The sequence below is a fragment of the Magnetospirillum sp. UT-4 genome (assembly GCF_902729435.1).
In the GTDB taxonomy this organism is placed as follows: domain Bacteria; phylum Pseudomonadota; class Alphaproteobacteria; order Rhodospirillales; family Magnetospirillaceae; genus Magnetospirillum.
Map to the genome: position 1 here is coordinate 13,190 of NZ_LR746529.1, position 5,128 is coordinate 18,317.

Consider the following 5,128-nt stretch of genomic DNA (forward strand, 5'->3'; position numbering starts at 1 on the left):
TTTTCGGCTGTTAAGGGCCCCCTCGCCCGCCTGCGGGAGAGGGGGCGAGCGTCAGCGAGCCGGGGTGAGGGCGGCGCGTGTCCACGCGCCCAAGACCTGGAGAGACAGCCGCTTTCGCTGTCGCGAAGCGCACCTGGCGGTGCGCGCCCTCTCCCTCCCGTCGCTGTCGCGACGGGCCCCTCCCTCTCCCGCTGGCGGGCGAGGGAAATTATGTATACTGCGGCCAGCGTCACCCTGGACGCAGCCGTCACCAAGGGCTCCAGAAGGCAGTCCGAAAATTAAACCGGACAGCCGTGGACTTGATCCAGGCATCCATGCCGCCGAGGGCGACTTCGTCGCCGTGGACCCCCGGGTCAAGCCCGGGGGTGACGGTGAGGGGGGAGGCCGTCAATGCGCAGCCAATTCCACGGTCGCGTCCGCCGCCACCCTTGCCGCCCCCCCAGCGAAAGAGGTGCCCCTCTTTCGCCGGCCCTTGCGAGCAACCACCTGACCTGATGAGGGCCACCAGCTCCCTTCCGCGTCCCGACCGGGCGCGGCCGGTGGACTGATGGGCGAGGGCGCTTGACCGCCTTGGGCCCAGGAGCCACGTGAGCCCTCGCGAATCCGCGCGTCCGGCGTTGCGGCGCGCGGGTTTCCCAACTGGTCTGCAGGAGATTGGCATGGCGGTCGGTATCGTGAAATGGTTCAATGCGACCAAGGGATATGGTTTCATTCAGCCCGAAGGCGGCGGCAGCGACGTGTTCGTCCATGTCACCGCGGTGCAGCGGGCGGGGTTGGACAAGCTCGACGAGGGTCAGCGCATCCGCTACGAAATTGTGCGCGACCGCGGCAGGGTAGCCGCCGGCAACATCACGCCGGCCGATTGACCGGGCTCGCTCCGGCGCCGTGGGCGGTCCGGGCGGGCCGTCCACGGCATCCGGGGGAGCCATGAAAAGCTGCGTCGCCATTCGCCATGTCGCCTTCGAGGATCTGGACCGGCTGGGGCCGGTGCTCGCCGAGCTGGGCTTCACGGTCACCATGGTCGAGGCGGCGACCGACGACCTTGCCCGGCTCGACCCGCTCGCCCCCGATCTGCTGGTGGTGCTGGGCGGTCCCATCGGCGCCTATGACGAGGCCGACTACCCCTTCCTGACCGCCGAGATCGACCTGATCCGCCGCCGCCTTGGCGCCGACCGCGCCACCCTGGGGATCTGCCTGGGCGCCCAGTTGATGGCCCGCGCGCTGGGCGCCCGGGTCTATCCCAATCCCAACGGCAAGGAGATCGGCTGGGCCGCTTTGTCCCTCACCCCGGAGGGCGAGGCCTCGGTGCTGACCGAGCTTGCCGGCGCGCCGGTGCTGCATTGGCACGGCGACACCTTCGACCTGCCCCACGGCGCCGTCCGCCTCGCCGAGACCCCGGCCACCGCCAACCAGGCCTTCGCCTGGGGCATGCGGGCGCTGGCCCTGCAGTTCCACGTCGAGGCGGGTGCGCGCGGTCTGGAGCGCTGGTTCGTCGGCCACGCCGCCGAGATCGCCGCCACGCCGGGGGTATCGGTGGCCGAACTGCGCGCCGCCACCGCTGCCGTCGCCCCCCGCATGGAGCCCAGGGGGATGAGCCTGTTGCGCAAGTGGGTGGAACAGGTGTGCGCGTAGCTGTTCAGCCTGCATGATCGGATGTATAGTGTGGCCGATCCCGTCCCGGGGATGCCAACCCGAAAGAAACCGGTCGTGGAAGAAACGCTGAGAGAGGAAGACGTCGCGCGGCTGCTGTCCAACCCGACCGCCGACGTCCGCGCCGAGATCGCCGAGAAGATCGCCAGCCAGCATGCCGGCCTGAGCGCCGAGCAGCGCCGCATGGCGGAGGACATCTTCCGGCTGATGGTCAAGGACGCCGAAGTTCGCGTGCGCGAGGCGCTGGCTCGTCAGCTCAAGGAGAACCCGCTGGTTCCCCATGACGTGGCGCTCGATCTGGCGCGCGACGTCGATGCTGTGTCGCTGCCCATGCTGCAGTTCTCCGAGGTCCTCACCGACGAGGATCTGGTCGAGATCGTCAAGAGCCAGGGGACCGGGAAGCAGGTGGCGGTGGCCAGCCGCGCCCACGTCTCCGCCGATCTCGCCGAAGCCCTGGTCGAGACCCACAACGAGGCGGTGGTCGCCACCCTGGTGTCCAACGAGGGCGCCGAGCTGACCGAGACCACCCTGCAGAAGGTGGTCGAGGAATTCGGCGCCTCCGAGACCGTCGGCGGCAAGCTGGTGGCGCGGCGCTCGCTCCCGGTGACCGTGGCCGAGCGGCTGATGACCCGGGTGTCCGAGAACCTGCGCGAGGCGCTGATGCAGCGCCCGGACGTCTCGCCTGAGACCGCCACCAGCCTGCTGCTGCAGGCGCGCGAACTGGCGGTCCTGGGCCTGGCCGACGCCGATTCCGACGTGCTGAAACTGGTCGATCACCTCTACCGCAACGGCCGCCTGACCCCCTCGATCATCCTGCGCGCCGTGTGCATGGGCGACATGGTGTTCTTCGAGGCGTCGCTGGCCAAGCTGGCCCGCATCAAGCTGGAGAACGCCCGCACCCTGATCCACGACGCCGGCCGCCGCGGCTTCGAGGCACTGTTCGAGAAGGCAGGCCTGCCCAAGGCGTTCTTCCGCGCCATGCGGGCGGCGGTGGACGTGTCGTACCAGATGGAATACGACGGCGGCCCCAACGACCGCGAGCGCTTCTCGCGCCGCATGATCGAACGAATCCTCACCCAGTACGGCGACCTCGGGGTCGAGTTCGAGAACGACGACCTCGAATACCTGCTGGCCAAGATGAACCAGTTGCCGGCGACCATGCTGGGCGAATAGTGTCCTGCCCCCGAAATTCGCATGGCGAAATTCGGGGATGAGCAGGCCACTACTTTGTAGAATTGTGTAGTGACGCTGACGTTCGTATATTGCCGCGAAATTCAGCATCACTACGCTGTGCGGGACAGGGGGATCCACAGAGAATGGCCGACAAAGCCAAGCCGGCGCCCAAGCCGGTGGACAAGGATGCCGAGAACCGCAAGGACATCATCCGCACCATCAAGGGGCCGGTGATGGAGCGGCTGCTGGAGATGGTGCCGGTGTTCCGCAGCCACGAGGATCCCTACGCCACCATCATGGCGACGCCGGACCTGCTGTACGCCTGCCTGCAGCTGATCAAGACCAAGCGCGAGAAGTTCCAGGATCTGCTGGTGGATTCCGTCGGCAATCCGGTGACCGTGGACGACATGCCGCTACGCTGCGAGCGCAGCCTGGACCAGATCGTCGGCATGGTGGTGCGCTCGGGCACCAAGGCCTATTCCGACCACCGCTGGGGCAGTGCCGGCGATCAGGCGCCGAAGCCCCAGATCTCGCCGCAGACCAAGTCGCTGCTGGAAAAGCTGACCGGCCTGGTGCGCGGCAAGTGGAGCGAATCCGAGCAGCCCAAGCCCAGCCTCACCCAGGGCGACCGCTTCTATTCCGCCATCAAGGACTACCTGGACTACGACTGGCAAGTGCCGCTGATCCCCTATTTCGCCGAGCTGCCGGTCAAGCTGATCACCGAGATGGGCCGCGGCGTCACCACCTTGCGCACTCCGGAAGGCATCGCCGCCCTGGCCGATATCGGCCGCCATTCCATGGACTCGGCGCGCAAGATCCTGTCCGATTCCATGATGCGCGAGATGCTCGACACCCAGCCGCTGGCGGCCAAGGGCGTCGCCTTCCTCGGCAAGGACCGCTACGAATTCCTGCACGGCGCCGTCTACGAGAAGATGGGCGAGAAGTTCTGGGAAGTGTGCGTCGATTGCGACCGCCTCGAGGCCATGGAGGTGCAGAACGCCAAGGACCTGGAGCAGATGGCCGACTGGCTGCACCTGATCTCGGGCGAGACCATCAACCAGATCATCACCTTCCTGCAGTTCCACCAGATCCCCATCTTCCTGGGCATCGCCCAGGAGAAGCTGGGCGAAGAGAAGTTCAACGAAATCTTCGGACCGCCCGGCAACAAGAAGCTGATCAAGATGTTCTGCGAGAAGACCTCGCGCACCCCGCTGGATCCCGCCGACCCGCTCGAGGACCTCAGGCGCCGCCTGCCCGACGTGTTCGGCGCCTACATGCGCGCGCCGGCGGATTTCGAGAAGGGCCTGTAGGGGGGCGGCAACGCCGGCGCCTTGCGCGCGGTGGCCGCTGGTTCATGGGAACACAGACGAATACACGCGCCTGACGGCGCGCACAGGTAAACGCCGATGGATCGGTGCATCGGCGTTCATGTGTGGTTGTCTGTGTTCCTCTGTGATCCCATGACCGGCGGCCGGGTGCTCCGTCAACGTCACCCGCCCCCCGCAAACTTCGGCACCCCGCCGTATTCCGCCAGTTCCACCACCACCCCGTCGGGATCGCGCACGCATGCCATGCGCTTGCCCACCGGCACGATGTGGCGCAGGCCGGGGGCGGCGAGGGGGGGCAGCGGGCATGTCCCCGGCGGCTCGAAGGCCAGTAATTCGACCCGGCAGCCGCCCTCCGGGCGGTCGAGGATGATGCAGCTGCAGCATGGGGATGTCGGACGGGTAGGGCGGGATGTCGCCGAACTTGGCGGCGTCCTCGCGGTACAGCGGCCAGGGATCGTCCTCGGGCAGGCGGCCGCGCGGCTTGCCGTCCTTGTCTTTCAGGTGCACGGGGTCGATGCCGACGGGGCGGTGGTGGTGCGCCGTCAGCTCCGCCGGGCCGAGCTGCTGAAGGTCTTCTGCAAGATTTTGCCATGCCTGGTGGGACTTGAGGCTTGCGCCACCTCGCATTACTGGCCGCGGCAGATCGCGGCACTGGGCCATGAGGTCCGGCTTCTGCCGCCGGCGCACGTCAAACCCTACCTGAAGCTCGGCAAGAAGCCGGTGCGGTTGGTCACGGTGGCGCTGGCCAACAAGATGGCCCGCATCGCCCGGCCGGTGATGACCTCGGGCAAGGTCGAGGCCCGGGACGACCACACCATCGTCGCCGAGCTGGTCCAGCCCGACGGCAAGGTGTCGCGCACCCTGACCTTCGACCGCCTGACCTGCCGCCCGTCGAAGGCGCAGTGACGCTGTCCTCCCCTCCCCTCGATGGGGAGGGGGTGCGGGTGGGGTGGAGCTTCACCTCATTCGGGCCTCAT

Annotated in this window: 4 protein-coding genes and 1 pseudogene; all 5 read left to right on the plus strand. The window is 67.7% G+C overall.

Going from position 1 to position 5,128, the window contains the following annotated elements; translation table 11 throughout:
- The first annotated feature begins 659 nt into the window (after nucleotides 1–659).
- Nucleotides 660–866, plus strand: coding sequence for a cold-shock protein (locus MTBUT4_RS19205; protein WP_173981329.1), 207 nt, complete (start codon nucleotides 660–662; stop codon nucleotides 864–866).
- Nucleotides 867–927: 61 nt separating this feature from the next.
- Nucleotides 928–1,632, plus strand: coding sequence for a glutamine amidotransferase (locus MTBUT4_RS19210; protein ID WP_173981330.1), 705 nt, complete (start codon nucleotides 928–930; stop codon nucleotides 1,630–1,632).
- 51 nt (nucleotides 1,633–1,683) lie between these two features.
- On the plus strand, nucleotides 1,684–2,823 hold the full coding sequence (locus tag MTBUT4_RS19215; protein ID WP_371738169.1) for a DUF2336 domain-containing protein: 1,140 nt from the start codon (nucleotides 1,684–1,686) through the stop codon (nucleotides 2,821–2,823).
- A gap of 143 nt (nucleotides 2,824–2,966) precedes the next feature.
- Entirely contained in the window at nucleotides 2,967–4,133 is a 1,167-nt protein-coding gene (locus tag MTBUT4_RS19220) for a hypothetical protein (RefSeq protein ID WP_173981332.1), read from the plus strand.
- A 471-nt stretch (nucleotides 4,134–4,604) separates the two neighbouring features.
- A pseudogene (locus MTBUT4_RS19665) lies at nucleotides 4,605–4,865 on the plus strand (IS110 family transposase); the annotation flags it as partial.
- Between the last annotated feature and the right edge of the window lie 263 nt (nucleotides 4,866–5,128).